A 26,424-nucleotide genomic window follows, 5' to 3' on the forward strand; every position below is an offset into this window, starting at 1 on the left:
CCCCGTGATGCCGTCGGAGGGGCCCGGATGCCGTGGCATCCGGGCCCCTAAACGACCCGCCTCAGCCCAGCAGCGGCACCGCGCCGACCAGCACGCCGACAGCGAGCATCACGAGGGAGACGATCGTCGCGCGCCAGAGCACCTTCTTGTGGTGGTCGCCGAGGTTGACGCCGGCCAGCGAGACGAGCAGAAGGATCGCGGGGACCAGCGGGCTCTGCAGGTGCACCGGCTGGCCGGTGATCGAGGCGCGGGCCATCTCGACCGGGGCGATGCCGTAGTTCGCGGCGCTCTCGGCGAGAACCGGGAGGATGCCGAAGTAGAACGCGTCGTTCGACATGAAGAACGTGAACGGGATCGACAGGATCCCGGTGATGACGGCGAGGAACGGACCCATCGACGAGGGGATGACCTCGGTGATCCACGCGGCCATCGCGGACACCATTCCGGTGCCGTTGAGCACGCCCACCAGCACGCCCGCGGCGAGCACCATCGAGACCACGCCCACGATGCTGGGGGCGTGGGCGACGATCTCGTCGGCCTGGCCGCGCAGCTTCGGGAAGTTCACGATCAGGGCGAGGGCGGCGCCGACCATGAACACGAACGCGAGCGGGAAGATGTCCATCACCAGCAGCACCATCACCGCGACGGTCAGCACCAGGTTGAACCAGATGAGCTTCGGTCGAAGGGTCGCGCGGTTCGGGTCGAGCATGGTGTCGGCCATCGCGGTGTCGGCGGCCTCGACCAGCTGCGGGGCGGCGACGGCCCCCTGGCCTCCGCGGACGGTGACGATGTTGCCGGTGCGCAGCGACGCGAGGGCGCCGGGCTTGTGCTCCGCGCCGCGGAAGATCTTCGGGGCGCCGAGGCGGCCGAAGCCGCCGGGGCCGTCGATCTTCGAGGTGTCGACGGAGCCTGCGAGGCGCTTGCGTTCCGCCAGGCCGAGGAACCAGGCGAACGCGAGGGAGACGACCAGGCCCGCGAGCAGCGACGGCAGCATCGGCACGAACACGTCGGTGGGCTGCAGGCCCAGGGCGGTCGCGGCGCGGACGGTCGGGCCGCCCCACGGGACGATGTTCAACGTGCCGTTCATCAGGCCCGCGACGCACGTGAGGACGACGGGGCTCATGCCCAGCCGCAGGTAGAGCGGCAGCATCGCCGAGGTCGTGATGATGAAGGTCGTCGAGCCGTCGCCGTCGAGCGAGACCGCGCCGGCGAGGATCGCCGTGCCGAGCACGATCTTCGCCGGGTCGTCGCCGAGGAAGCGCGTGATCACGCGGATGAGCGGGTCGAACAGGCCGACGTCGATCATGATGCCGAAGTACATGATCGCGAACAGCAGCAGGGCCGCCGTGGGCGCCATCTTGCCGATCGCGTCGATGACCATGTCGCCTAGGCCGAAGCCGGCGCCGGCGATGAGCCCGAACACGGTCGGCACGACGATGAGGGCGACCATCGGGGTCATCCGCCGCGTCATGATCAGCGCCATGAACGACAGGACCATCAGGAAGCCGAGGGCGACGAGCACACCGTCGGCGGGCGTGTAGGCCACCGCGTACTCTTCGGCCTCCGCCGCAAGGATCAAGGGGGTCATCGCGACTCCTTCGTCGTGGATGTCGGCGCCCGGTGCGCCAGCGATCTGCCGACCGTACGGATGCCGAGGGTCCGAGCGCGCGCTTGCTCGCATTGAGCGCCGTTATGCGCGTACCGTGTCTTCTGCGCATTTCGCGCACGACGACGTCGCCGACCGGGAGGTGCGCATGCGGTTCGCCACCCGGATGCTCGTGGTGCAGGTCGCCACCCAGATCGCCGTGGTCGCCGTGTGCACGGGGATCTTCGCCTGGCTCGGGGTGCAGCAGCTGAAGGCCGAGGCCGACTCATCGGCCCTGAACATCGCCCGATCGGTCGCCGAGGCCCCCGACGTGCGCTCCCTCGTCACGACGTTCTCGGCCGACCCCGGGACCCCGGATGCCGCAGCCCTGCGCGACGGCGAACTCCAGGAGTACGCCGCCGACGTCACCGCGCGGACCCGGGGCCTGTTCGTCGTGATCACCGACGATCACGGCATCCGTCTCGCCCATCCCGACCCCGACCGACTGGGCCAGGTGGTGAGCACGAGCTTCGCCGACGCCCTCGCCGGGCGCGAGGTGGTGACCTGGGAGACCGGCACGCTGGGCGAATCGGCGCGGGCGAAGGTGCCGATCTATCCGCCCGGGGGAGGAGCCCCGGTCGGCGAGGTGAGCGTGGGGTTCGAGCGGGCGAGCGTCTTCGACGACCTCCCCGCGTTGATCGCGGGCATCGCGGCGGCCGTCGCGCTCGCCGTGGCGATCGGCGCCGTCGTGGCGCTGCTCATGCGCCGCCGCCTCGAGAGACTGACCCTCGGCGTGCAGCCCGAGGAGCTCGTCGCCCTCGTGCAGACCCAGACCGCCGTGCTCGAGGGGGCGGACGAGGGCGTCGTCGCACTGGACGACACGGGCATCGTGCGCGTGTGCACCGCGACGGTCGAACGTCTGCTCGGGGTGACCGGTGCCGTCGGTCGACCTCTCGCCGAGCTGGGCCTGCCGCCGGCGGTCGCGGCCGCGTTGGCCGGCGGGGGCGCGCCGACCGGACTTCCGGTGGGCGACCGGGTCGTCTTCGTCGACGTCCGACCCGTGCGCCGCGGGGCGCGGGCCCTCGGCCGCGTGGCCGTGCTGCGCGACCGCACCGACGTGATGGCCCTGTCGGGGCGCCTCGACAGCGTGCGGGCGATGGGCGATGCACTGCGCGTGCAGCGGCACGAGAACGCCAACCGCCTGCACGCGGCGGTCGGGCTGCTCGATGCCGGACGGGTCGTCGAGGCGCGGGCGTTCCTCGCCGACCTCGTCGACCGGGGATCGGTCGACTGGGCGGTTCCGGGCATCGAGCTCGTGGGCGACGCGATGCTGCAGTCGTTCCTGGGGGCCAAGGCCCTCGCGGCGCGCGAGCGGGGGGTCGCGCTGCGAGTGGCCGACGACACGTTTTCGACCGCGCCGATCGACGAGGTCGAAGACGTCGTCGCCGTGCTCGGCAACCTCATCGACAACGCCATCACCGCGGCGGCCGCGGCCCCCGCACCGCGGGAGGTCGAGGTGAGCGTGCTCGACGACGCCGACGCGGTCGTCGTGACGGTCGCCGACACCGGCCCGGGCATCGCCGATGGCGAGGCGGTCTTCGCCCCGCGCGAGCGGGACGACGATCCGGATGCCGTGCACGGCCTCGGCATCGGCCTGCCCCTGTCGCGCGAATTCGCGCGGCGTCGCGGCGGCGAGGTGTGGGTGGTCGACGCGGGAGGTGACGGGCGCGGCGCGATCGTCGCGGCCCGGCTGCCGGGTGTGCGGCGCGCCGGCACCGTGCGGGAGAGGAACGAGACGTGAGCGGCATCCGGGTTCTGGTGGTCGACGACGACTTCCGCGTGGCGGGATTGCACCGCGACGCGGTGGCCGCGCGCGCGGGGTTCGTGGCGTTGGAGCCCGCGCGCACGGTCGGCGAGGCGCGGACGGCGATCGCCGCGCACGCCCCCGACCTCGTGCTGGCCGATGTCTACCTGCCCGACGGCGACGGCATCGACCTGGTGCGCTCGCTCGAGATCGACGCCTTCGTGCTGTCGGCGGCGACGGATGCCGCGACCGTGCGCCGCGCCTTCGCCGCGGGCGCCCTCGCGTACCTCGTCAAGCCGTTCGACACGCGCGTGCTCGCCGAGCGTCTCGAGCGCTACGCCCGGTACCGCAACCTGCTCGGCAGCGCGCGGCCTCTCTCGCAGGATGACATCGACCGCGCGGCATCCCTCCTGCGGGGCGAGCGCGAGGGCCCGTCGCTCGCGCGATCCGCGACCGAGCAGACGGTGCTCGCGGCCCTCGCGGGCGACGAGGCGTCGGCGACCGAGGTGGCCGAGCGCATCGGCGTCTCGCGGGCGACGGCCCAGCGCCACCTCACGGCGCTCGCGGAGCGGGGACTCGTAAGGGTGAGCCTGCGGTACGGCTCCACCGGCCGCCCCGAGCACCGGTTCCGCGCGGGCGGCTGAGGGTCCTGCACCGCGGCCCTCTGGTGGGTGTCGGCGCGACGCACCCTCGTCCCAGGCCTCGAGCACGGCCCATCCGCGCGGGGGCAGTTCGACCCGCGATCCGGCGGCCGTCTCTGCGGCGCGCGACGCACCCTCGTCCCAGTTGTGGTGGGTGTCGGCGCCGCGCACCGGCCAGAAGTGGGACATGCACCGGCCATGAGTGGGACGAGGGGGATGCTCAGGCCTCGAGCACGGCCCATCCGCGCGGGGGCAGTTCGACCCGCGATCCGGCGGCCGTCTCTGCGGCGCGCGACGCACCCTTGTCCCAGTTGTGGTGGGTGTCGGCGCCGCGCACCGGCCAGAAGTGGGACATGCACCGGCCATGAGTGGGACGAGGGGGATGCTCAGGCCTCGAGCACGGCCCACCCGCGCGGGGGCAGCTCGACCCGCGATCCGGCGAGCGTCCCGTCACCCGTGACGACCGCGCGGGCGTCGGCGGCCGGCAGCGACACCGGATCGTCGCCGAGGTTCAGGGCCACCACCACGGCGTCGTCGCCGGTCGCCGTCCGCAGCACGGCCGCGGTGTTCGCGAGGTCGACCACGTCGGTGTGCGCGCGCCAGAGCCAGGGCTTGCGGCGTCGCAGCGCGATGAGCGCCCGGTGCGCCGCGAGGATGCGGTCGTCGGCGTCGACCTCTCCGGGGCCGGCGGGGAACTCCGGTCGCACCGCGTCGTCGCCGCCGAGGCGTTCTTCCTTCACGGCCGTCCATCCGAACTCGTCGCCCGCGTAGACCGAGGGGGTCCCCGCCACCGTGAACAGCACGGCCAGCGCGTGCGGAACGAGGTCGGCGCCCACGGCCGAGGCGATGCGGGTGACGTCGTGATTGCCCACGAAGGTCTGCGGCACGAAGACGCGCAGCAGCTCGTCGTGCCGCTCCACGGCGTGCGCGAGTTCGAACAGGTTGCCGTCGGCGAGACCGTGCCAGATCCCCTGCCACAGCTCGTACTGCGTGAGCGCGTCCATCGTCGATTCGTGCACGATCAGCGCCGCGTCGCCGTGGATCACCTCGCCGAGGAACCACGCGTCCGGGAAACGTTCGCGCACCCGGGGCAGCACCTCGGCCCAGAAGGCGTGGGGCACCGCGTAGGCGGCATCCAGTCTCCACCCGTCGATCCCGCGCTCGAGCCAGTGGCACATCACCTCGACCACCAGGTCGACGACGGCGGGGGAGGAGTGGTCGAGAGCGACGAGGGCGTCGTGCCCCTCGAACACGTCGGCCTCGAACCGGCCGTCGACCCACCGCCCGCGGAACAGGCTCGGGCCGTGCTCGGTCTGGTCGCGGAACGCCGGGTGCGCCCGCCCGACGTGGTTGAAGACCCCGTCGAGGAGGACCCGGATGCCGCGCTCCCGCGCCGCGGACACGAGACGTTCGAAGTCGGCGTCGTCCCCCAGCCGCGGGTCGATGCGGAAATGGTCGACCGTGTCGTACCCGTGCGTCTCGGCCGCGAACACCGGTCCGAGCAGCAGGCCGTTCAGGCCCAGCTCGATGAGGTGGTCCAGCCACGGCTCGAGCCGGTCCAGCCGGTGCACCGGCGCGGCATCCGGATCGACGCCGTCGCGGATGGGCGCGCCGACGAATCCCAGCGGATAGACGTGCCACCACATGACGTGTTCGGGCCATTCGGGCATGAGCCGACGTTATCGGGGGGTGGGTGGTTGCGGAGCGGGGTTGCGGTGCGGGTCGGCGCGGTCGAGGGCGGTCACGCCCGCGCGCGCTCTTCGGGGTGGGCGAAGGCGGCGAGGTCGAGGGCGCTCGCGCGGGCCGCGTCGACGGCCGCGGCGACGGCACCGATCGAGACGATGTCGGCGCCGAGGGGGGATGCCACGATGTCGGGCGCCGGAAGGTCGAGGGCGCGGGGGAGGGCGGCGCGGGCCGCCGCGATGATGGGTGCCGCACCGGCGGCGATCGCCCCCGAGACGACGACCGTGCGCACGTCGAAAAGGCTGCCGAAGGTCGCGGCGACGACGGACAGGGCTCCCCCCACCTCGCGCGCGACCTCGAGGGCGCCCTCGTCGCCGCGATCGGCGAGATCGAGCACGGTCTTGGCGTCGAGGGTGGCGGGGTCCATCGCCGCGAGCGCGGAGGCGGCGGGCAGGCGTCCGGAGGCGATCGCGGCGCGGGCCGCGTCGACGCAGCGGGGCGCCAGCCCCTCGGCGCTTCCGACGCCGGTGACGCGGTCGAAGGCGACGGTCTCGCCCGCTCCCCCGTGGGCTCCGCGCAGCAACCGGCCGTCGACCCAGATCCCGGCGCCGAACCGCTCGCCGGCGAGAAGGGCGATGAAGTCCTCGACGCCCACCGCGGCGCCGCGGGCCTGCTCGGCGACGGCGGCGAGCGAGGCGTCGTTCTCGACGCGGACCACGGGGGCCCAGTCGGCGAAGGTGTCGATGAACCCCGGGTTCATGCGCTCCCAGAAGCCGTCGTGGTGCACGGGCGATCTGCCCGATCGGTCGACCGGTGCGGGGACGCCGACGCAGAGGGCGGCGATGTCGGAGCGGTCGCGGTGTGCGCGGGTCAGGGCGGCCGCGACCGTCGCCTCGGCCGCGCGCCGACGGCGGGCGGGGGAGTCCTGCTCGGGGTCCACCGCGAGTCGGGAGCTGCCCAGGGTGCGTCCGCGCAGGTCGGCGACCGTGGCGGTCAGGTGGCCGCGGCCCGCGTCGACGCCGACGACGACCGCCGCCTCGGGGCGGAACGCGAAGCGGCGCGCGGGGCGGCCCTTGGAGTATTCGCCGACGGTGCGGGCGTTCGGCATCTCGGCGAGCAGGCCGCGGGCGACGAGCTCGTCGAGCACGTCGATCGTCGTGGAGCGGGTGAGCCCGACCGTCGCCATCACGTCGCTGGCGGTGAATGCGTCCGCGTCCCAGGCGTGGGCCAGAACGGTCTCGAGGCTGCGCCGACGCAGGGAGGCCGCGGCCGACATGGCATCCGTCATCAGATCTTGACCCCCTTCGCGTCCGATGCAATACTGCCCTCACCAAGTTGATTTGGCGAGTAAATTTACTCAATGACACAACACATTCGCAGTGCGGCGAGGAGGACACGAGTGTCGACGAAGACGAGAGCGGTGCGGCGGTGGGTCGCGGCGGCCGCGGTGGGGATGTTGGGGGCGGGTCTGCTCGCCGGGTGCTCCGCCGACGGGCGCGAGACCATCCGCTTCACCTTCAGCAAGCGCGAGGCGCTGTCGTTCATGAACGACGTGGTCGCCCGGTACAACGCCTCGCAGGACAAGGTGCGCGTCGAGATGGACGCCTCGGGCGTCGACGTGGTCTCGGCCAGCTTCGTGCGCGGCAACCCGCCCGACATCATGCTCGCCAACTACAACTACGAGGTCGCCCGTTTCGTGCAGCGGTGCGCGCTCAGCGACCTCTCCGACACGACGGCGGCGAGCACCGTCCGCGACGACCTGCAGCCGCTGATGAACCAGTACGGCTCGTGCGAGGGGCGCACGAGCGCCCTGCCGTACTCGGTGATGGCGGCATCCGTCATCTACAACAAGCAGATCTTCGAGCAGCTGGGGCTCTCGGTCCCCACCACGTGGGACGAGCTCCTCCAGGTGTCCGACACGCTGAAGCAGAACGGCATCACGCCCTTCTACGGAACCTTCAAGGACGACTGGACCGTGGCGCAGGGCTGGTACGACTACTCCGTCGGCGGGTCGATCGACGTCATCGACTTCTTCGACGCCCTCGCCGCCGAGGGCGACCAGGTGGGTCCGGACTCGACGGTGTCGTTCGCCAAGGACTTCACCGAGCCGATGGACCGCATGCTCGAGCTCGCCCGCGACTACACGAACGCGGATGCCGAGAGCCGGGCCTACGGCGACGGCAACCTCGCCTTCGCCCAGGGGCAGGCGGCGATGTACCTGCAGGGACCGTGGGCGCTCGGCGAGATCGCCAAGACCTCGCCCGACCTTCCCGTGGGCACCTTCCCGCTGCCGATGACCGACGACCCCGCCGACCTCAAGGTGCGCGTGAACATGGACCTCGCGGCCATCATCCCCGAGGCGTCCCGGCACAAGGATGCCGCGCGCGACTTCCTCGAGTACCTCTACCAGCCCGAGATCATCGAGGCCTACAACGAGTCGCAGCTGGGCTTCGCGCCGACCAAGGACGCCCCCTCGCCCAGCGACCCGCGCGTGGCCGGGATGATCCCCTACTACGACGAAGGGCGCATCTACCAGGGCGCCTCCGTGCTGGTGCCCAAGACCATTCCCACCTTCAACTACGCGCAGGCGATGATCTTCGGTGCCTCTCCGCAGAGCACGCTGCGCACCATGGACGAGGACTGGTCGCGCCTGGCGTTCCGTCAGCCGCCGGCCTCGACCGACGATGCCGCTGGCGAGGAGGCCGCGCGATGACCACCACCACGACGATCGTCACCGGAGGGAAGGCGACCGCGCGTCGCAGCACCCGCCGCGTCGAGCCGATCTACTACCTGTTCCTGCTCCCCACGCTCGCCCTGTTCACCCTCGCGATCACGATCCCCGGGATGATCGGCATCTTCTTCAGCTTCACCGACTCGATCGGGCTGGGGGAGTGGAGCTTCACGGGGCTCACCAACTACATCGCCATCTTCAGCGACCCCGCGATCCTCCAGGCCTACCTGTTCACGTTCGGCTTCTCGGTCGCGACCGTGATCGTCGTCAACATCGCGGCCTTCCTGCTCGCGGTGGGCCTGACGGCGCGGATCCGCTTCACCAGGGCGCTGCGGACGGTCTTCGTCATCCCGATGGTGATCTCGGGCATCATCATCGCCTACGTCTTCAACTTCCTCTTCAGCAACTCGGTGCCCGAGGCGGGAGCCGCCCTCGGCATCCCGTGGCTCGAGACGAGCCTGCTGGCAAACCCCGACCTCGCGTGGGTGGCGATCGTGATCGTCACCGCCTGGCAGGCGATCCCGGGCACGCTCCTGATCTACATCGCGGGGCTTCTCTCGGTCCCGGGCGACGTGTACGAGGCCGCGGGACTCGACGGTGCCAGCAAGACGCAGCAGCTGCTGCGCATCACGCTGCCGCTGGTGGCCGGATACGTCGTGATCAACGTCATCCTCGGATTCAAGGGCTTCCTGAACGCCTACGACATCATCGTGGGCCTCACCGGAGGAGGCCCCGGCACCGCGACCCGCAGCGTCGCGATGTCGATCATCCTCGGATTCAACGGAGGCGACTACGCCTACCAGATGGCCAACGCCGCGCTCTTCTTCGTCGTCGCCGTCGTCATCTCGCTGCTGCAGCTCTCGGTGACCCGCGGAAGGAACACCCTGTCATGACCGCTCTCAATCAGCCCGCGCTCGCTTTCGAGCAGGCCGAAGTCCCGATCGCCGCCGGCACCGGGAACGCCAATGGCCCCGCCCCCGCGCGGCGTCCGCGCTTCCGCCGCGTCGGCGCGGAGAGGGTCAGCTGGTCGACGACGACCGTCCTGGTGCTCTGCTCGCTGACCGTGCTCCTGCCCCTGTACGTGACCGTCTCGATGGCGCTGAAGAGCGGCACGCAGGTGGTCGACGGCAACGCGTTCTCGCTCCCGTCGCCGGTGAGCTTCGACGGCTTCGTGCAGGCGTGGACCCTGACGAAGTTCCCCGTGGGACTCGCGATGTCGCTGCTCGTCACGGCCGGCACTGTCGCGGCGACGATCATCCTCGCCGCGTTCGCGTCGTACGCGATCGCGCGCAACTGGGACCGCAAGCTCTTCCGCTACTCGTTCTTCTATTTGCTCGCGGCGATGTTCATCCCCTTCCCGGTGATCGCGCTCCCGCAGATCCAGCTGACGGGGCGCCTCGGGCTCGACAACCCGGCGGGAGTGATCATCCTCGCCACGATGTTCCAGCTCAGCTTCAGCGTGCTGCTGTTCACGGCGTTCCTGCGCTCCATCCCGCTCGAGCTCGAAGAGAGCGCCCGCATCGACGGGGCGACGACGTGGCAGACCTTCTGGCGGCTGATCTTCCCCCTGCTCGCGCCGATGAGCGCGACGGTCGGCATCTTCGCCTTCCTGTACGCGTGGAACGACTTCATGATGCCCTCGCTCATCATCAGCGACCCGGCGCTGCAGACGCTCCCCGTCCGTCAGAACCTGTTCCAGACGCAGTTCAGCAACAACTACAACGTCGCCTTCGCCTCGTACCTCATGGCCATGGCCCCCGCGATCGTCGCCTACCTGTTCACCCAGCGCTGGGTGATGGCGGGCGTCACGCAGGGCGCCGTCAAGGGCTGAGCACACCATCCCCTCCCCGAAAGGACCCTCCGTGACCATCGCCGCACCCTCCGTGCACGCCCGCGAACTCTCCGACGCCCCCGACTGGTGGCGCCAGGCCGTGGTGTACCAGGTCTATCCCCGCAGCTTCGCCGACACGAACGGCGACGGTCTGGGCGACATCCCCGGCATCACCTCGCGGGTCCCGTACCTCGCCGCATTGGGGGTGGATGCCGTCTGGCTCAGCCCCTTCTACCCCTCCGACCTCGCCGACGGAGGCTACGACGTCGCCGACTACCGCGACGTCGACCCGCGGCTGGGGACCCTGGCCGACATGGACGAGCTGATCTCGCAGCTGCACGCCCACGGCATCCGGGTCGTCGTCGACATCGTGCCGAACCACACCTCCGACAAGCACGCGTGGTTCCAGGAGGCCCTCGCCGCCGGCCGCGGCTCCGCCGCGCGCGAGCGGTACATCTTCCGCGAGGGCACCGGCCCCGACGGCTCCGAGCCGCCCACGGACTGGGTCTCGGTGTTCGGCGGATCGGCGTGGGAGCGGGTCGCCGACGGCCAGTGGTACTTCCACAACTTCGACGTGTCGCAGCCCGACCTGAACTGGGCGAACCCCGAGGTGCGCGCCGACTTCCTCACGACGCTGCGGTTCTGGGGCGACCGCGGGGTGGACGGCTTCCGCGTCGACGTGGCCCACATGCTCACCAAGGACCTCAGCGAGCCGCTGCCCTCGCGGGCCGAGCTCGACGCGATGCCGATCGACGGGAACCACCCGCTGATCGACCGCGACGACGTGCAGGAGGTCTATGCCGAGTGGCGCGCGGTCTTCGACGAGTACGACCCGCCGCGCACCGCGGTCGCCGAGGCGTGGGTGCACCCCTCGCGCGTGCCGCTGTACGCGAGCGCGGCGAGCCTCGGCCAGTCGTTCAACTTCGACCTGCTCGAGGCCGACTTCGACGCCGGGCAGTTCCGCCGCATCGTCGCCGACAACCTCGCCCTGGCGGCGGAGTCGGGCTCGTCGACGACGTGGGTGCTGTCGAACCACGACGTCGTGCGCCACGCCACCCGCTACGGTCTCCCCGACGCGCAGCGCGGTGCCGACGGGCGCCCCACCCTCAAGCACGGCAACGAGTGGCTGCTCTCGGGCGGCACGGAACCGGCGCTCGATGCGGAACGGGGCGAGCGTCGTGCCCGCGCCGCCGCGCTCTTCCTGCTCGCGCTGCCGGGCTCGGCATACCTGTACCAGGGCGAGGAGCTCGGCCTGCACGAGGTCGCCGACATCCCCGACGCCGAACGGCAGGACCCCACGTTCTTCCGCAGCCCGGGCGTCGACCTCGGGCGAGACGGATGCCGCGTGCCGCTGCCGTGGACCGCGTCGGGCGGGTCGTTCGGTTTCGGTGATGCCGGGGCTCACCTGCCGCAGCCGGACTGGTTCGAGACCTACGCCGCCGACGTCCAGGACGGCCATCCCGCGTCGACGCTGTCGCTGTACCGCCGGGCCCTCGCGCTCCGGCACGAGCTCCAGACCGCCGAGGAGCTGACCTGGATCGACGGGTCGAGCGCCGAGGTCGTGGCGTACGAGCGCCCGAACGGCTGGAGCGTCGTGACCAACTTCGGCGCCGAGGCGGTCCCGCTTCCCGCGGGTGAGGTGCTGCTGTCGAGCCGCGCGCTCGACGACGGCCGGCTCCCCGGCGAGACGACGGTCTGGATGCGACGCGCCTGACCCGCCGCCCGAAAGCCCCGGCGCCCTCGTGCGCCGGGGCTTTCGCGCGTCCCGGATGGGCCGTGCACGGCATCCGCCCGCCCCACCGCCGAGTGTCCGAAACACCCGGACGGATCCGAAAACGGCCCGGATGTCGTGGACACTCGACGTCGCACCGCGCGCCTCACGCGCGGCGGATCGAGTCGCGGATCACCACCGGCATCTCGACCAGGTGCTGCCCCTCGGGCGGACCTCCCGGCGCGAGCAGGAGCTCGACGGCGCGGCGGCCCATGTCCTCGTGGGGGAGACCGATGGTCGTCAGCCCCGGGCGCAGATAGGCGGCGAGCTCGTCGTTGTCGAACGACACCAGCGACACGTCCTCCGGCACGCGCAGACCGGCGTCGCCCAGCGCCTGCAGGGCGCCGAACGCCAGCCGGTCGTTCAGACACACGATGGCCCGCGGCCGCAGCCCCTGCGCGAGCAGTCGCGCCGTGAACTCGTACCCGGGGGCGGGTTCCCACAGCCAGATCGACTCCTCGTGCAGGAAGGTCGCGCCCGCGTCGGCCATGGCCGCGGAGATCCCGCGGACGCGGGCCGCCACCGTGGCGGAGCGGAACAGATCGCGCTCCGCCTCCGCGTCGTAGCCGAGCAGCAGGATGCCGTCCCGGATCCCCGCCTCCAGGAGCAGCTCGACCGCCCGGCGTCCGCCCGTCTCCTCGTCGGGGAGGACGCTGCAGCGGTGCAGATCGTTCGTGGCGTTCAGCATGACCGTGCGCAGTCCGGTGGGGAGGGCGGGCACGAAGGTCTCTCGCGCCCGCATCGACGCGAAGATGATCCCGTCGACCTGACGGTCGAGCAGGGCGGAGACCGCTTCGGCCTCCCTCTCGGGCTCCCCGCCGGTCTCCGCCACCAGCACGACCTGGCCGGCGGCTTCCGCCGCGCCGAGCGCCCCCTTGATGAGGCCGCTCGCGAAGCGGGTGGTGGCGACGAGATCCGACACGAAGCCGACGGTGTGCGAGGTGTCGGTGCGAAGCGCCCGGGCCGACATGTTGGGGCGGTAGCCCAGCTCGGCGGCGGCGGCGTGCACCCGCTCGTGCGCGTCCTGGGAGAGGCGGGTGTCGGGGCGGCCGTTGAGGATCATGGAGGCCGCCGCGGGGGACAGTCCCGCGCGGCGGGCGACGTCGGCCAGCGTGACCCTCTTGCCCATCGGTGTCCCCGTTCTGCGGCTCCGGCGCCGCGGTCACGATCTTCGCAGCGATCTTGACAGCGCTCGACGCGTCTGCGTAAATGATCGTGCTAAATCCTTTCAGCAAAGATTAGCGCACCAGCAGTCCGCCGCCGGAACAGCCCGAGCGCCGGCACGCAGCACAGACGAAGGAGTCGACATGAACACCCGCATCCCCCGCCGGCGTCGAGGGGCATCCCTCGCTCTGATCGCCATCGCGGGACTCACCGGCGCCGCCCTGACCGGGTGCGCCCCCGGCAGCGCCGCACCGACGGCGCAGAACGACGTCGAGGTGAGCACCGAGCTGACCTCCGACCCGGTCCAGCTCACGATCGCCGACGAGACGGGCTTCCCGGTCACCGACAAGCTGACCGAGGAGTTCACGAAGCAGCACCCGAACGTCACGTTCACCATCAACCGCGACACGTTCCAGAACCTCACCGCGAACGCCCCGAAGCTGCTCGCCAGCTCCACGCCGCCCGATCTGATCCGTCTCCCCACCCTGGGCGACACGGTGCGCGACGGTCTCGTGGCCAATCTCGACCCCTACTTCGACGCCTACGGCTGGGACGCGTGGCCGGCCTCGCAGCTCGCCCCGCTGCGCATGACCGACGAGGGTGTCCGCGGTTCCGGTTCGCTGTACCAGCTGGGCCTGGGCTACAGCATCACCGGCATCTACATGAACACCACGCTCGCCGACCAGCTGGGCATCGACGCCCCGCCGCAGACGCTCGCCGAGCTCGAAGAAGATATGGCGAAGGCCAAGGCCGCCGGTGTGCTGCCGATCATGGCCGGCGACAAGGACGGCGTCGTCAACTTCGTCGTGCAGGCGGCGATGAACCAATACGTCGACAAGGACCAGTTCCTGTCGTGGATGTTCAACGAGCCCGGGGCGCGCTACGACGAGTCCGGCAACGTCGAGGGTGCCGAGCTCGTGCGTAAGTGGGCGGATGCCGGGTACTTCCCGTCCGACATCAACGCGATCGACTACTTCACCTTCACCAGTCGCTTCTCGGCGGGCGAGGGACTGTTCACCTTCAACGGCAACTGGGAGGCGGCGAACTACCAGAAGGCGCTCGGCTCCAACGTCGAGTTCTTCCTCGTGCCGCCGGCCGAGGCCGGGGCCGACCACGTGGCCATGGGGGCGGCGAACTCGTTCTCGGTCGCCGCGAAGTCGCCGCACATCAACGAGGTCGCGTACTTCCTCAACTGGGTGCACACCGACCCCACCGCGCGCCAAATCATCGTCGATGTCACGGGCGCCTCGCCCGGCGGCGACCCGGCGCAGGAGCTGCCCTCGGTCGAGGCCGGCTCGCTCATCGAGAACGCGCTGAAGATGTCCGCCCAGATCGGCGCCGAGAACGGCCAGGTCGACTTCATGGCCAACACCACCGCCGGTATCTACGCGGGCTCGATCATCCCCGAGTCGCAGCTGCTGGTGACCAGCCAGATCACCGGCAAGGAGTTCGTCGACCGCGTGCAGAAGTTCTACGAGAGCGAGGTCGGCGAGTAATGACCGACCGTGCGGTCGCCGTCGCGGCGGCCCCTCGACCCGACGACGCCCCCTCGGCGACGGCGACCGCACCCGTTCGCCGGGCCGCTGCACGCGCAGCGGCCCGGCGGGCGACCCTCGCCGGGTGGGTCCTCCTGCTTCCCGCGCTCGCCTTCTACATCGGCTTCGTCGTCTGGCCCCTGTTCCAGGGCGTGCAGTACTCGTTCTACGACTGGAACGGCATCGGCGTCGCCCGCTGGGTCGGCGTCCAGAACTACCTCACGGTGTTCACCGACCCCGACCTGCTCGGTGCGATCCGCAACGCGTTCATCCTGATCGCGTTCTTCACCGTCATCCCGGTGGGGCTCGGGCTGGTGCTCGCGACCCTCATCCGCGGCATCCGGTACAAGGCCTTCGCGGCCACGGCGCAGACCGTGCTGTTCCTGCCCCAGATCATCCCGCTCGCGGCCGCCGGTATCGCCTGGTCGTGGATGTACGCCCAGACCGGTGCGGTCAATCAGATCCTCGGCTGGGTCGGGCTCGGGTGGATCACCCGGCCGTGGCTCGCCGACTACGGCACGGCGCTGCCGGCCGTGGGTCTGATCGGGTCGTGGGTGCTCACGGGGCTGTGCACCGTGCTGCTGCTCACCGGTCTCGGCAAGATCGACGTCTCGCTGTACGAGGCCATCCGCCTCGATGGCGCCGGGTGGTGGCGCGAGTTCTTCACGATCACCCTCCCCGGCCTGCGGCAGGAGATCGCGGTGCTCGTCACCGTCACCGTCATCGCCGCCCTGTCGAGTTTCGACATCATCTACACCTCGACCCAGGGCGGCCCCGGCCGCGCGACCCTCGTGCCGGGCCTGTCGATCTTCCGCATCGGCTTCACCCAGAGCGACGTGGGCCTGGCCTCGGCCTTCGGCATCGTGCTCATGGTGCTCGTGCTGATCGTGGTGCTCCCCATCCAACGTCTTTCGAGAGCGAGCGACTCGTGATCGCCAGCCGCACCGAGCGCGTGCTCGGCATCCTCCTGCTCAGCGTCGCCGCGATCGTGACGTTGCTCCCGCTGATCAGCATGTTCTCCGCGGCCCTGCAACCCGCCGACCAGAACCCGACCGGCCTGACGTGGCCGACCGACCCGCAGTGGGGCAACTTCGCCACCGCCTTCGAGACCGGTCACGTCTGGCAGTTGATGGGCTCGAGCCTGGTCATCGTGCTCGGGGTCGTGCCGCTGAGCCTGGTCGCCGCCACCCTGGCGGGCTTCGCGCTGGGCTCACTCCAGGTGCGCTTCGGCCGCGGCATCCTGGTGTTCTTCGTGCTGGGGCTGACGATCCCGTTCGAGGCGCTCATCATCCCGCTCTACTACCAGGCGCAGTCGATGGGCACCGTGAACACCCCGTGGGCGGTGATCTTTCCGCTCATCGGGCTCTACATGCCGTTCGGCGTGTTCTGGATGCGCGCGCACTTCGTCAACGTGCCGCGCGAGCTGTCCGAAGCGGCGCGCGTGGACGGGGCGTCGCTGTGGCGCGAGTTCCGCAGCATCCAGTTGCCGCTCGCGGCTCCCGCGCTCTCGGCGCTCGCGATCCTGCTGTTCATCTGGACGTGGAACCAGTTCCTGCTCCCGGTCGTGCTCATCGCCGACCCGCTGCAGCGCACCGTGGCCGGCGCGCTGACGTTCTTCCAGGGGCAGTACTCGCTCAGCATCCCGCTGCTGAACGCGGGAGCGCTGATCATCATCACTCCCGCCGTGCTGCTGTTCCTCGTGTTCCAGCGCCAGTTCATCCGTGCCCTGGTGCAGGGCGCGGTCAAGGGCTGACCGGCCCCTCCTCCTTTCGAAACGGATCTCATGACGTTCACGCTGCCCGACCACTGGGTCTGGGATTTCTGGCTCGCCCGCGACGGCGACACCCACCACATGATGTTCCTCCAGGCGCCGACGAGCCTGGGCGACCCCGACCTGCGCCACCGCAACGCGAGCGTCGGCTACGCCACGAGCGACGACCTGCGCTCGTGGACCGTGCACGGCACGGTTCTCGAGCCCTCCGGCGGAGACGCTCCGGATGCCACGGCGACATGGACGGGGAGCATCGTCGGGGCGGATGCCGACTGGCGCATGTTCTACACCGGCTCGCGCTTCCTGCGAGACGGCGAGATCACGAACGTCGAGACGGTCCTCGCGGCCTCGTCGGGGGATCTCGCGACCTGGGTCAAGGATCCCGAGGTCGTCGTCGCCGCGGACCCGCGCTGGTACGAGACGCTTCTCGACGGCACGTGGCACGAGGAGGCGTGGCGCGACCCGTGGGTGTTCGCCGATCCCGACGGGGACGGGTGGCACATGCTCGTGACGGCCCGCGCACGCGACGGCATCGAGCGCGATCGCGGGGTCATCGGCCACGCGTGGTCCGCCGACCTGCGCCGCTGGGAGATCCGCCCCCCGCTGAGCGCGCCCGGCGCCGGCTTCGCGCACCTCGAGGTTCCGCAGGTGGTGCGGATCGAGGGCCGGTGGGCCCTGATCTTCTCGTGCGACGCGACCCACCTCGCGGGCGATCGCGCCGGTCGAGCGGGAGGGATCTGGGCCGTCGCCCTCGACGACCCGCGGGGTCCGTACCCGGTGGAGCGGGCGACCCTGGTCGCCGACGAGCGCCTGTACAGCGGTCGCGTCGTCGCCGACGACGCCGACGGGCGCGCCGTGATGCTGGCCTTCGAGAACGTCACGACCGACGGGGCCTTCGTCGGGACGCTGTCCGATCCCCTGCCGTTGCACTGGGACGGCGATCGCCTCGCCGTCGCGGAGGTCGTCCGATGACCGCGGTGCAGGGCGTCGTCGCCCCCGGTTTCGAGGCGGTGGGCGAGGCGTTCGCCTCCGCGTTCGAGGGACTGCCCGAGATGGGCGCGGCCCTGGCCGTCCGTGTCGACGGGCAGACGGTCGTCGACGTCTGGGGCGGCACGGCCGACAGTCGCGACGGTCGACCCTGGGAGCGCGACACGCCCTCGGTGGTGTTCTCGTGCACGAAGGGGCTCATGTCGATCCTGGCGGCGCGACTCGTTGCAGACGGGACGCTCGACCTCGACCGACCGCTCGCCGAGATCTGGCCCGACTTCGCGGCGCAGGGAAAGGACCGCGTGAGCGTCGGCGACGCCCTCGCCCACCGGGCGGGCGTCTCGGCCCCGCGGGTCGACGTCACGCGCGCGCAGCTCCTCGACGTCGACGCCATGGCGAGCCTCATCGCCGCGCAGGAACCGCTGTGGGAGCCGGGCGCCGGGTGGGCGTATCACGCGCTCACCCACGGCTGGTTGTCGGGCGAGATCGTGCGTCGGGCGGGTGGTGTCACCGCGCAGGTCGCTTTCGCCGCGATGGCCGAGGCCGTGGGAGGCGGGGCCTGGCTGGGCATGCCGGCCGAGATCGCGGCATCCGTGGCGCACCTGCGCGTGGGGCCGACGCTCTCGGCCCTCGTCGAGCGGCAGGCGGCCGAGCGCGATCCGCGTGCGGTCGATTGGCTGGACCGGGCGATGACCCTCGGCGGCGTGCTTCCGGCCACGCTGGTCACGGACGACGACGGGTTCAACGCCGACGACGTGCGCGCCGCGGTGATCCCGGGCGCGGGAGCCGTCGCGACCGCGCGCGCGGTCGCGGCGATGTGGTCGGCCACGGTCGCCGAGACCGACGGCATCCGCCTCCTCGACGACGACACGCTCGACGTCGTCACGCGCGAGCGGACCGCGGGTGCTCCGGTCTTCGCTGCACCCGCACCGTGGCCGCGCTGGGCGGCCGGCTTCCAGCTCGACTCGGCCGCGCGTCGCTACCTCGGGCCGACGAGCTTCGGGCACGACGGGGCAGGCGGCCAGGTCGCGTTCGCCGACCGCGCGGCCCGTGTGGGTTTCGCGTTCGTCACGAACTGGATGGAGGCCGACGACCCCCGCGCCACGCGCATCGTCGACGCCCTCCGCTCCGTGGTCTGATTCTGGGCCGCGCGACCCGCCAGGAATTGTCGCTTCCGGGCGCCCCGAAGCGACGATTCTCGGCGCCTCACGCGCGCGTGCGCACCCACACGCCGTCGCGCTGCTCGATCGCCCCGGCCGCGGCGAAGGCGTCGAGCCATCCGCCCATCGGCCACGACCCCCACCGTGCGTGGAAGGTCGCGCCGTTGCGCAGGATGTCGTCGAGGTGCTGCCACGGGGGAGAAGACACCGGATGCCACTGGTGGAAGGCATCGGCCCCGCCGACCCAGCGCATCTCGACGCCGGCGGCTCGAGCGGTCCAGGCGAGGTCGGTGTCTTCCGCGCCGTAGCCCTCGTACCCGGCGTGGAAGCCGCCGATCCTCTCCCAGGTCGCGGGGGTGACGGCGAACGACAGCGACCAGAAGAGGTCGTACTCCGCCGCGGTCGCCGCGCGCGTCTCGCGCGCCGGCAGCGCCGGGCGCGCGCGGTGCGGACGGATGAGGAAGGGCAGGTCAGCGGCGTTTTCGGGGCGTTGCACGCTCGCGAGATAGGTCACCGCTCCGGCCAGGATCGCCTCCGGATGCGCGCGCGCCGCGGAGCGGTACGCCGCGAGGAGTTCCTCACCCGGGAGGCAGTCCACGTCGAGGAACACAAGCAGCTCTGCGCCCGCGTCGACGGCCGCGGCGGCGGCCCGGTTGCGTCCCTCGCCGACGCGCAGTCCGAGGGGCCCCGGGGGTACGTGCAGCGTAAGGGTCCCGGCATCCGGGATGTCGGACGGCGGCGTCTCGTCGAGCCAGGCCTCCACCCGCACGATGTCGTCGGCGACCTCCGCCAGCACGCGACGCTGGCGCGAGAGATGCTCGCTCCGGGCCCGCGAGGCGACCGTGATGACCGCGGTCCTCACGGCAGCATCGCCTCGACAGCGGCGGCCATGCGCCCCGCGCCTCCGGAGACCTGCCAGCGCGCCCAGTCGGGGGAGTCCTCGGCGGCGGCCTCGACGAGCGCGACCAGCTCCGCGGCCGAGGCCGACGCGTCGGCGCGGCGGGCCAGCCCCCAGCGTTCCAGGGCGTCCGCGGTGTGGTCCTGCTCGGAGAAGGGGCGTTCCTGGGCGATGACCACCGCGCGGGCGCCCGCGGCGGCGAGGTCGGCGACGCTGTTCTGCCCGGCGGCGCTGAGCACGACGGTGCTGCGCGACAACAGCGGCCAGGGATCGTCGACGCGCGAGGCGGCGTCGTGCCCGACGGCGGTGACCTCCCACCCGTGCGCGTGGAGCAGCGCGGTCACCTGCTCGCGCACGTCGTCGTCGAGGACGCGGCCGAGGATGAGCAGCGACCGGGACTCGCGCGCCCCGTCCGGGGTCCGTCCGTCGTAGCGCGAGATCCCGCCCGTCCACAGGACGCGGTCGCCGTGCGCCGACAGGCCCGTCACGGGAACGGCGCCGTGCGCCCACGGGGCGACGATGCGGTCGGCGAGGGCGTAGGCGAGAGCGTGGGGGGTGTCGGTGCGGGCGCCGGGCTGGGTCACCGCGACGGTGCGCAGTCCCAGAAGGCGGGCGAACGCGACGACCTCCGCGCTCACGTCGACGACGAACGCCTGCAGTTCGCGGGTGACGGATGCCGCGGCGATGGCCGCGAGCCGCGCCCGGTGTCCGGGGTGCCCGTGCGGAGCCCAGTGCAGGTGACCCCGCACGGTGGGATCGGCGTCGCGCGGGTCGCGCAGCACCCCGTCGCGGTCCTCGAAGCCGTCGGCGTCGGTGGGCAGTTCGACCCACTCGACCTCCGGAGCCAGGGCGGCCGGACGACGCATCGACGAGAACACGACGACGGGTGTGCGCAGGTGCGGCTGCACCGCGAGGAACCGTGCGACGTGACCGTGGCCGTGGTGGTGGACGTACCAGCCGATCACCACGCCACCGCCGGCGCGCGGCGCGCCGAGACCGGCTGCGCGGTGTGGGTGAGCACGCGCTCCACTTCGCGGTAGCGCTGCGCCAGCGAATGCTGTCGCACGGCGGCGCGGCGCGTCCAGACGCGGGTGAGCGGCTCGCGGGCGCCCTCCGCGGCGAGGTGCGCCGCGGCCTTCGCGAGGGCGACGACATCGCCCGCCGTGACCGTGGCCGATCCCGGCATCCCCGCGAGCACCTCCGAGACGCCGCCGATGTCGAACGCCGCGACGGGGGTGCCGGTGGCCAGCGCCTCGGCGATGACGAGCCCGAACGGCTCCTCCCACATCGGCGTCACCAGGGCCACGGCCGACGAGCCGACCAGCCGGCACAGGTCGCTCTGGTGCAGGGGGCCGACGTAGCGGGCGTGCACGCCGAGGCGCGGCACGATCTCCTGCTCGAAGTAGTCGACGTCGCCGATGCGACCGGCCAGAACGATGTGCGCCCCGGCCTCGCGCGCCGCCTCGATCGCGAGGTGCGGAGCCTTCTCGGGCACGACGCGTCCCGACCACACCCACGACGTGCCGCCCGCACCGCGGGTCCACTGGTCGGTGTCGATGCCGTTGGGGAACACGAACGCGTCCACGCCCTCGACCGACCACGCGCGTGCGGTGGCCTGGCTCACCGCGACGAAGCGGTGGGGGCTGTCGCGCACCTCGGTCGCCGCTTCGAGCATCGGCTCCAGCGGAGGGGTGTGCAAGGTCGTCACGACCGGGATGCCGGCATCCCGACTCCACCGGATGGGGGCCGGATGCAGACTGTGGTTGTCGACCACGTCGTACAGGTGCCGGTCCGCGATGAGGCGTTGGAGCGCCGCGTCGTACGCCGCGTCGACCGCGGCGGCGTAGCCGGCCGGGTACTCGGTGTCGGAGGACTCCTCCGGGCGGGTCCATTCGGGCGTCGGCAGGCGGAACTCGGGCACGTCGCCGAGGTAGTCCGAGCCGTCGGCGGCGCACAGGGTGACCTCGTGGCCCCGCGCGCGCAGCCAGCGCACCCGGTCCCACACGCACGCCTCGAGCCCCCCGGCGTGGGGCTGGCGCAGCGCGTACCGCGAGGGGGCGACGACGAGGACGCGCAGAACCGTGGACGGTCGCATCACGCTGCCTCCTCCTTCGCCATCGCCCGTCGGTAGAGCGCGAGGTGCGCGGCGCGCACCGCCTCGCGTTCGGCGAGCCTGTCGACGCATCGGCGCTCGACCTCGGCCGCGCGCGCGGCGGAGCCGGGCGTCGACCACGCGGCGTCCGTGGCGTCGACGATCGCGCGCGCGAGTGAGAGCGGCTCGCCCACGTCGAAGCGGTGGAAGTCGTCGGGATGCTGCGCGGCGATGTGTCCGACGCGCGTGCCCACGACCGGCACGGCGAGGTCGTAGCAGAGCTCCGCCCAGCCGGACTGCGTTCCGTGCCGGTAGGGCAGCAGGCACGCGTCGAGGTCGGCGAGCCACCGGGAGAGGGCGTCGTCGTCGAGACGCTCGCCGCGTTCGACGGTGACCCCCTCGGCGTCGCGCGCGAGCAGATCGATGGATGCCGCCGCCTCGGCGTCGCGCACCCTGTCGTTCATCCGCACCACGCCCTCGACGCGCGCACCCTGCGCGCGGAGGTCGGCGACGGCGCGGACGAGGGTCGCCGTCGTCCCGACCCCGTCGATGTTCGGGCGCAGGTCGCGCAGGTGCACGCCCACGCGCGTGACGCCGTCGGAGGTCCCGGTGGGGCGCTCCGCGTCGTCGAGCAGCGTGGGGTGCGGGATGACCGTGGGCCGGCGCCGGGTGAGGGCCTGCACCTCGTCGGCCGCGGTGCCGGTGAGGGTGATCAGTTCGTCGGCCGCTTCGGCCAGCACGGCCAGCGACTCCCGGTGCGCGTCCTGCGAAAGCAGCTGGGGGTTCTCGAGATCGTGCACGGTGTAGACGAGCGGTCGTCCCAGGGCCCGCAGCGCCGCGACGGTCTCGGCCAGGTCCGCGGGGGAGTACGACTCGATGCCGAAGTGCACGTGCACCAGGTCGAAGTCGTCCGCGTTCTCGCGCAGCCACGCAGGGAGGAGCACCTGCGGGGGCCACCACTGGCCCTCGGGAGCGCCCGGGGGCGGCGGGTCGGCGAGCAGGCGGACGCTCGCGGGATCCGCGACGGCGGTGACGTACGGGTGCGCCGAGGGGACGGCGGCGATCCGAACCGGGGGGACGGTGCTGGCGACGATCTTCTCTTCCTCCTCGTGCAGGCGGGCATGGCGGTGCGCGTACCGCATCGCCAGGCACATCGCAATGCAACGGGGCGGTTGGGACGACGATGACACCGACGGATACGTTCACATCATGAGTGGCGAGACGGCGCGGCTGCAGAGCCTTGCGGACCACGGCGAGGCGGTGATAGCGCGCCGGGCGCACTACGCCGAGTTCTTCGGACAGGCCGAGCCGCCCGCCGGATACGGCGTCGTGGTGGGCAACTGCCAGGCGGAGTCGCTGCGCCTGGTCATCTCGTCCGACGCCCTGCCGGCGGTGCGCGTGCCCGCGGTGCACGAGCTGTCCGCCGATGACGCGGAGCGCCTGCACGCCCTCCTGCGCGGCGCCTCCTTCCTGGTCGCCCAGCCCATCCGCGACGATTACCGGGGGCTCGCGCTGGGCACCGCCCAGCTGCGGGCGTCCCTGCCGCCCGGCGCGCGCGTCGTGACCGTCCCGGCCGTCCGCTTCGCGGGGCTCCACCCGTTCCAGGCGGTGCTGCGTCTCCCCGCGTTCCCCGAGGATCCGCCGCTCGTGGCGTACCACGACGTGCGCACCGTCGCCGAGGCCGCGGGACTGCGCGTGCCCCGCGTCCTCGGGGCCGAGACGGTGCGCGAGATCGCCGAGGGGTCCCGCGCCGAGCTCCGGCGCCGCGAGGCGCGCGGTCTCGACGTCGCGGCATCCGACCTCTTCGCCCCCGTCGTCGACGACCTCGCCCGCACGGTGAACCATCCCGGGAACGCGCTGTTTCTCCCGCTGGGGGAGCGCATCGTGACCGCTCTGGGCGCCCCCGGTCGGGCGGTCGACCCCGGCCGGCCGATCCTCGCCTCGGTGCGTGCTCCCCTCGAGGACTGGGTGGTCGCGGCCTGGGGTCTGGACACCGCGCCCCGCCCCGACTGGACCGTCGGCGGGGAACGACTCCCCGCCGAGGTCGTCCGTGAGGCCCATCTCGCGTACTACGCCGAGCGTCCCGCCCTCCTCGCCGCGGTCGTCGACCGCATGGCGCCGCTGCTGGCCACGTGGGCGGCCGCCGCATGACCGCGCCCCTTCCGGATGCCGCGCCCCCGGTCCTCTTCGTCCATCCCGGCCCGCACGGGGTCGCGGTGTACGCGCGCGAGATCGCCGCGCAGGTCGTGCGCGAGCGCGCCGACGCCCGGATCACGACCCCCGACACCCTGGTCGCCCTCCCCGCCGGCACGGCCGTGCACGCCCATGTGACCGACCGCCTCTGGGGCGCCTCGCCCGAGGAGGCGACGCGTGCCGTGGTGGGGCTGGCGGCGCGGCATCCGCTCACGGTCACCCTGCACGACGTGCCGCAGGCGTCCGACGGCGAACGCAATCGCCCGCGTCGCCGCGCGTTCTATCGCGAGGTCACCGCGGCGGCGCGCGCCGTCGCCGTGAACAGCGCGCACGAGCGCGAGCTGCTGCGCGAGGAGGACGTCTGGCACGGCGCCGTCGCCGTCATCCCGCTCCCCGTCGACCAGCGGCCCATCGCCTCGGCCCCCTCCGACGACGCCGTCGGCGTGCTCGGATACTTCTACCCCGGCAAGGGGCACGACGAGGCACTGGACGCCGCCGTCGAGGCCGGGATGTCGCGCGTGATCGTCCTGGGGCGCGCCTCGGAGGGGCATGCCGCCGACCTCGACGCGTTCGTGCGGCGGGCGGATGCCTCGGGCGTCGAGGTCGAGGTGACCGGGTGGCTCGACGACGACGAGATGGCGGCCCGCGTGGCGCGCGTGGCCGTGCCCGTGATCGCCCACCGGCACGTCTCCGCCTCCGGTTCGTTGACGTCGTGGATCGGGTGGGGGCGCCGCCCCGTCGCCGTGCGCAACCGCTACGTCGACGAGATGGCGGCCCTGCGCCCCGGCACGCTCTCGGTCGTCGAGCCGGAGCAGCTCGCGCCCGCGATCTCCGCGGCCCGGGTCGACGCGGCGACGACGTGGCACGGCATCTCCGCGCTCCCGGCCGGTCGGGCCGACGCCACCGCGGCGTACCTGCGCTGGTGGTCGGGGGTGAGCCGATGAGCGCGGCCGTACCCGAGGGCTGGACCGACAGGATGCCGTGGGTCCCGGGCAACCGCTGGGATCTGCTGGCGCACCTCGACCCCGAACCCCCTCGCGTCACGGTGATCGTCACCCACTACGCGCAGCCGACCGAGCTGGCCCGCACCCTCGCCGCTCTCGCGCGGCAGGACCACCCGGCCGATCGCATAGAGGTCGTCGTCGCCGACGACGGTTCCCCCGTCGCGCCCGAGGTCCCCGAGGGCGTCCGGCTCGTCCGCCAGGAGGATCGCGGATTCCGGGCCGCCGCGGCGCGCAACCTCGGCGCATCGGTGGCGACGGGTGACGTCCTGTGCTTCCTCGACGCCGACACGGCGCCCGAACCGGGATACGTGCGCGCCCTCACGCGGCTTCCAGCCCTGCTCACCGAGGCGGTGACCGTCGGTCGGCGCCGCCACGCCGACTTCCGCGGCATCCCCGTCGACGCCCCGGTCGCCCGCGTCGCCCCGGAGGTCGAGCTGCCGGAGCCGCGATGGCTGCGCGAGGCGTACGAGACCAGCGGAAACCTGCTGCGCGCGGACGATCGCTCCTACCGACACGTCATCAGCGCGGTGCTCGCCTGCTCCCGCTCCTTCTTCGACGAGGTCGGCGGGTTCGACGAGTCGTTCTCCGCGTACGGAGGAGAGGACTGGGAGTGGGCCCATCGCGCGTGGCAGACCGGCGCGGTTCTGGCCCACGTGCCCGAGGCTGTCGCGTGGCACGACGGCCCCGACTGGGCGGGCCGCGACGGCCGCGACCGAGCGGCGGAGGGGAATGCGCAGACCCTCCGGCTCTCCCAGCTGATCCCCGTCGACGGCTCCGCGGGCCGCGGTCTGCTGCCGCGCACGCCCGACCTCGAGGTCGTCGTCCCGCGCGGGCTCGCCCCCGACGTGGCCTTCGTCTGCGTCGACTCGATCCTCGCGGCGTGTCCGCGGGCGACGGTGACGATGGATGCCGTCCCCCCGGGCACCGCGCTCGCGGCGGACGCGCGGGTGCGCGCCGGAACCGACCCCCTCGATGCGCGCGTGACGCTCGAGCTCGATGCCGCGATCGTCGTCCTCGATCCCGAGGCGTTCGTGGAGGCGTTGGCCCCCCTGGGGGAGGCCGAGGTGGGCACCCTTCTTCTGTTCTCGCCGGACGGCGCGCGGGTCGGTCGCGCGGGGAACCGGCGGTCCCGTCACCGCGCGCGCCGATGGACGGATACGCGCACCCTCGCCGAGCGTCGAGTGACGGTCGCGGGGATGCACCCTCTGCGAGAGGCTCCCCACGTCGAGGCGTGGGTCGGCGGGTGGGGGAGCCGCGAACGGTTCGTCTGACCGGCCGTTCCTTGCTCCGCGGTCGCCGTGCGCTGCCGCGCGACACGCCCGGGTGGTGGGGTGGATTCGACGGGTGGTCGGATCCCGCGTAAGTTATTACTTGTTCGCCCCACAGGGGAGAGCGGAGCGGCCGGAAGGCCCCGCAGCCCCTCACGTGACGAACCGCCCCCGACACTGGATGTTGAGAGTTTCGATTCTCTGGTCTAGAGTTGGGGTTCTGCCGCTCGGCGCATCTCCTTGTTTCTGCTTCTGTGAAGTGGTTTTCGTGGTGCGTGGGTGGCGTAGGTAGTGAACTGCCTCACG

23 protein-coding genes are annotated in these 26,424 nt (G+C 72.3%); 14 read left to right on the forward strand and 9 right to left on the reverse strand.

Annotated features, from left to right (window positions below):
• Positions 1-61: 61 nt before the first annotated feature.
• The gene (locus FB047_RS11945) at positions 62-1,588 is read right to left on the reverse strand and encodes a CitMHS family transporter (RefSeq protein ID WP_136587420.1); all 1,527 of its coding nucleotides are present in this window, start codon (positions 1,586-1,588) and stop codon (positions 62-64) included.
• A 115-nt stretch (positions 1,589-1,703) separates the two neighbouring features.
• Between FB047_RS11945 and FB047_RS11950 the strand changes: the two genes are divergently transcribed.
• On the forward strand, positions 1,704-3,386 hold the full coding sequence (locus FB047_RS11950; protein ID WP_338095135.1) for a sensor histidine kinase: 1,683 nt from the start codon (positions 1,704-1,706) through the stop codon (positions 3,384-3,386).
• The gene (locus FB047_RS11955) at positions 3,383-4,033 is read left to right on the forward strand and encodes a response regulator (RefSeq protein ID WP_136587421.1); all 651 of its coding nucleotides are present in this window, start codon (positions 3,383-3,385) and stop codon (positions 4,031-4,033) included. The genes FB047_RS11950 and FB047_RS11955 overlap by 4 nt, the downstream gene beginning before the upstream one ends.
• A gap of 217 nt (positions 4,034-4,250) precedes the next feature.
• Here FB047_RS11955 and FB047_RS17380 read toward each other — a convergent pair whose 3' ends face one another.
• The 3 genes from FB047_RS17380 to FB047_RS11965 all read right to left on the reverse strand — a co-directional run bounded on the left by FB047_RS17380 (position 4,251) and on the right by FB047_RS11965 (position 7,001).
• Positions 4,251-4,385, reverse strand: coding sequence for a hypothetical protein (locus tag FB047_RS17380; protein WP_276606276.1), 135 nt, complete (start codon positions 4,383-4,385; stop codon positions 4,251-4,253).
• A 31-nt stretch (positions 4,386-4,416) separates the two neighbouring features.
• Positions 4,417-5,700, reverse strand: a complete 1,284-nt coding sequence (locus FB047_RS11960) for an alpha-amylase family glycosyl hydrolase (protein ID WP_136587422.1) — start codon at positions 5,698-5,700, stop codon at positions 4,417-4,419.
• 71 nt (positions 5,701-5,771) lie between these two features.
• Complete coding sequence (locus FB047_RS11965) at positions 5,772-7,001, reverse strand: ROK family protein (protein WP_136587423.1); 1,230 nt, start codon at positions 6,999-7,001, stop codon at positions 5,772-5,774.
• Positions 7,002-7,166: 165 nt separating this feature from the next.
• Here FB047_RS11965 and FB047_RS11970 point away from each other — a divergent pair, with 165 nt between their 5' ends.
• The 4 genes from FB047_RS11970 to FB047_RS11985 are packed head-to-tail and all read left to right on the forward strand — an operon-like array spanning position 7,167 to position 11,989.
• Positions 7,167-8,426, forward strand: a complete 1,260-nt coding sequence (locus tag FB047_RS11970; RefSeq protein ID WP_136587455.1) for an ABC transporter substrate-binding protein — start codon at positions 7,167-7,169, stop codon at positions 8,424-8,426.
• Complete coding sequence (locus FB047_RS11975) at positions 8,423-9,337, forward strand: carbohydrate ABC transporter permease (protein WP_136587424.1); 915 nt, start codon at positions 8,423-8,425, stop codon at positions 9,335-9,337. Before FB047_RS11970 ends, FB047_RS11975 begins: the two co-directional genes overlap by 4 nt.
• Positions 9,334-10,275, forward strand: a complete 942-nt coding sequence (locus FB047_RS11980) for a carbohydrate ABC transporter permease (protein ID WP_240752771.1) — start codon at positions 9,334-9,336, stop codon at positions 10,273-10,275. Before FB047_RS11975 ends, FB047_RS11980 begins: the two co-directional genes overlap by 4 nt.
• A 31-nt stretch (positions 10,276-10,306) precedes the next feature.
• Positions 10,307-11,989 carry a glycoside hydrolase family 13 protein gene (locus tag FB047_RS11985; RefSeq protein ID WP_136587425.1) on the forward strand — a complete coding sequence of 561 codons (1,683 nt, stop codon included), beginning with the start codon at positions 10,307-10,309 and terminating at the stop codon, positions 11,987-11,989.
• 163 nt (positions 11,990-12,152) lie between these two features.
• Here the strand turns inward: FB047_RS11985 and FB047_RS11990 are convergent, their stop codons facing one another.
• Positions 12,153-13,175: a LacI family DNA-binding transcriptional regulator gene (locus FB047_RS11990; protein WP_136587426.1), complete on the reverse strand. Its 1,023-nt coding sequence runs from the start codon at positions 13,173-13,175 to the stop codon at positions 12,153-12,155.
• 178 nt (positions 13,176-13,353) lie between these two features.
• Between FB047_RS11990 and FB047_RS11995 the strand changes: the two genes are divergently transcribed.
• Genes FB047_RS11995 through FB047_RS12015 form a run of 5 tightly spaced genes read left to right on the forward strand, consistent with a single transcriptional unit; the run spans position 13,354 to position 18,642 of the window.
• Positions 13,354-14,706 (forward strand): ABC transporter substrate-binding protein, encoded by a 1,353-nt coding sequence (locus tag FB047_RS11995; protein ID WP_136587427.1) that lies wholly within the window; start codon positions 13,354-13,356, stop codon positions 14,704-14,706.
• Positions 14,706-15,677, forward strand: coding sequence for a carbohydrate ABC transporter permease (locus FB047_RS12000; RefSeq protein ID WP_205822959.1), 972 nt, complete (start codon positions 14,706-14,708; stop codon positions 15,675-15,677). The genes FB047_RS11995 and FB047_RS12000 overlap by 1 nt, the downstream gene beginning before the upstream one ends.
• The gene (locus FB047_RS12005; protein WP_076672722.1) at positions 15,674-16,498 is read left to right on the forward strand and encodes a carbohydrate ABC transporter permease; all 825 of its coding nucleotides are present in this window, start codon (positions 15,674-15,676) and stop codon (positions 16,496-16,498) included. The genes FB047_RS12000 and FB047_RS12005 overlap by 4 nt, the downstream gene beginning before the upstream one ends.
• Before the next feature lie 30 nt (positions 16,499-16,528).
• Positions 16,529-17,488, forward strand: a complete 960-nt coding sequence (locus FB047_RS12010) for a glycoside hydrolase family 68 protein (RefSeq protein ID WP_136587428.1) — start codon at positions 16,529-16,531, stop codon at positions 17,486-17,488.
• Positions 17,485-18,642, forward strand: a complete 1,158-nt coding sequence (locus FB047_RS12015) for a serine hydrolase domain-containing protein (protein ID WP_136587429.1) — start codon at positions 17,485-17,487, stop codon at positions 18,640-18,642. Before FB047_RS12010 ends, FB047_RS12015 begins: the two co-directional genes overlap by 4 nt.
• A 67-nt stretch (positions 18,643-18,709) precedes the next feature.
• Here the strand turns inward: FB047_RS12015 and FB047_RS12020 are convergent, their stop codons facing one another.
• The 4 genes from FB047_RS12020 to FB047_RS12035 are packed head-to-tail and all read right to left on the reverse strand — an operon-like array spanning position 18,710 to position 22,795.
• Positions 18,710-19,525: a glycosyltransferase family 2 protein gene (locus FB047_RS12020; protein ID WP_136587430.1), complete on the reverse strand. Its 816-nt coding sequence runs from the start codon at positions 19,523-19,525 to the stop codon at positions 18,710-18,712.
• On the reverse strand, positions 19,522-20,526 hold the full coding sequence (locus FB047_RS12025) for a glycosyltransferase (protein ID WP_136587431.1): 1,005 nt from the start codon (positions 20,524-20,526) through the stop codon (positions 19,522-19,524). The genes FB047_RS12020 and FB047_RS12025 overlap by 4 nt, the downstream gene beginning before the upstream one ends.
• Positions 20,523-21,656, reverse strand: a complete 1,134-nt coding sequence (locus tag FB047_RS12030) for a glycosyltransferase (protein WP_240752778.1) — start codon at positions 21,654-21,656, stop codon at positions 20,523-20,525. The genes FB047_RS12025 and FB047_RS12030 overlap by 4 nt, the downstream gene beginning before the upstream one ends.
• Positions 21,656-22,795: a glycosyltransferase gene (locus FB047_RS12035; RefSeq protein ID WP_167494227.1), complete on the reverse strand. Its 1,140-nt coding sequence runs from the start codon at positions 22,793-22,795 to the stop codon at positions 21,656-21,658. The genes FB047_RS12030 and FB047_RS12035 overlap by 1 nt, the downstream gene beginning before the upstream one ends.
• 67 nt (positions 22,796-22,862) lie before the next feature.
• Here FB047_RS12035 and FB047_RS12040 point away from each other — a divergent pair, with 67 nt between their 5' ends.
• Genes FB047_RS12040 through FB047_RS12050 form a run of 3 tightly spaced genes read left to right on the forward strand, consistent with a single transcriptional unit; the run spans position 22,863 to position 26,121 of the window.
• Positions 22,863-23,804, forward strand: coding sequence for a WcbI family polysaccharide biosynthesis putative acetyltransferase (locus FB047_RS12040; protein WP_240752772.1), 942 nt, complete (start codon positions 22,863-22,865; stop codon positions 23,802-23,804).
• On the forward strand, positions 23,801-24,790 hold the full coding sequence (locus FB047_RS12045; protein WP_136587435.1) for a glycosyltransferase: 990 nt from the start codon (positions 23,801-23,803) through the stop codon (positions 24,788-24,790). The genes FB047_RS12040 and FB047_RS12045 overlap by 4 nt, the downstream gene beginning before the upstream one ends.
• Complete coding sequence (locus tag FB047_RS12050) at positions 24,787-26,121, forward strand: glycosyltransferase (protein ID WP_240752774.1); 1,335 nt, start codon at positions 24,787-24,789, stop codon at positions 26,119-26,121. The genes FB047_RS12045 and FB047_RS12050 overlap by 4 nt, the downstream gene beginning before the upstream one ends.
• Positions 26,122-26,424: the final 303 nt, after the last annotated feature.

It is taken from the genome of Microbacterium hydrothermale (assembly GCF_004854025.1).
GTDB classification, from domain to species: Bacteria; Actinomycetota; Actinomycetes; order Actinomycetales; family Microbacteriaceae; genus Microbacterium; species Microbacterium hydrothermale.

What these genes read in the sequence shown, in the direction of transcription:
- FB047_RS11945 (WP_136587420.1), bottom strand. Translation starts at nt 1,588, where the DNA reads ATGACCCCCTTGATCCTTGCGGCGGAGGCCGAAGAGTACGCGGTGGCC.
- FB047_RS17380 (WP_276606276.1), bottom strand. Translation starts at nt 4,385, where the DNA reads ATGTCCCACTTCTGGCCGGTGCGCGGCGCCGACACCCACCACAACTGG.
- FB047_RS11960 (WP_136587422.1), bottom strand. Translation starts at nt 5,700, where the DNA reads ATGCCCGAATGGCCCGAACACGTCATGTGGTGGCACGTCTATCCGCTG.
- FB047_RS11965 (WP_136587423.1), bottom strand. Translation starts at nt 7,001, where the DNA reads ATGACGGATGCCATGTCGGCCGCGGCCTCCCTGCGTCGGCGCAGCCTC.
- FB047_RS11970 (WP_136587455.1), top strand. Translation starts at nt 7,167, where the DNA reads ATGTTGGGGGCGGGTCTGCTCGCCGGGTGCTCCGCCGACGGGCGCGAG.
- FB047_RS11975 (WP_136587424.1), top strand. Translation starts at nt 8,423, where the DNA reads ATGACCACCACCACGACGATCGTCACCGGAGGGAAGGCGACCGCGCGT.
- FB047_RS11980 (WP_240752771.1), top strand. Translation starts at nt 9,334, where the DNA reads ATGACCGCTCTCAATCAGCCCGCGCTCGCTTTCGAGCAGGCCGAAGTC.
- FB047_RS11990 (WP_136587426.1), bottom strand. Translation starts at nt 13,175, where the DNA reads ATGGGCAAGAGGGTCACGCTGGCCGACGTCGCCCGCCGCGCGGGACTG.
- FB047_RS11995 (WP_136587427.1), top strand. Translation starts at nt 13,354, where the DNA reads ATGAACACCCGCATCCCCCGCCGGCGTCGAGGGGCATCCCTCGCTCTG.
- FB047_RS12000 (WP_205822959.1), top strand. Translation starts at nt 14,706, where the DNA reads ATGACCGACCGTGCGGTCGCCGTCGCGGCGGCCCCTCGACCCGACGAC.
- FB047_RS12010 (WP_136587428.1), top strand. Translation starts at nt 16,529, where the DNA reads ATGACGTTCACGCTGCCCGACCACTGGGTCTGGGATTTCTGGCTCGCC.
- FB047_RS12015 (WP_136587429.1), top strand. Translation starts at nt 17,485, where the DNA reads ATGACCGCGGTGCAGGGCGTCGTCGCCCCCGGTTTCGAGGCGGTGGGC.
- FB047_RS12030 (WP_240752778.1), bottom strand. Translation starts at nt 21,656, where the DNA reads ATGCGACCGTCCACGGTTCTGCGCGTCCTCGTCGTCGCCCCCTCGCGG.
- FB047_RS12035 (WP_167494227.1), bottom strand. Translation starts at nt 22,795, where the DNA reads ATGCGGTACGCGCACCGCCATGCCCGCCTGCACGAGGAGGAAGAGAAG.
- FB047_RS12040 (WP_240752772.1), top strand. Translation starts at nt 22,863, where the DNA reads ATGAGTGGCGAGACGGCGCGGCTGCAGAGCCTTGCGGACCACGGCGAG.
- FB047_RS12045 (WP_136587435.1), top strand. Translation starts at nt 23,801, where the DNA reads ATGACCGCGCCCCTTCCGGATGCCGCGCCCCCGGTCCTCTTCGTCCAT.
- FB047_RS12050 (WP_240752774.1), top strand. Translation starts at nt 24,787, where the DNA reads ATGAGCGCGGCCGTACCCGAGGGCTGGACCGACAGGATGCCGTGGGTC.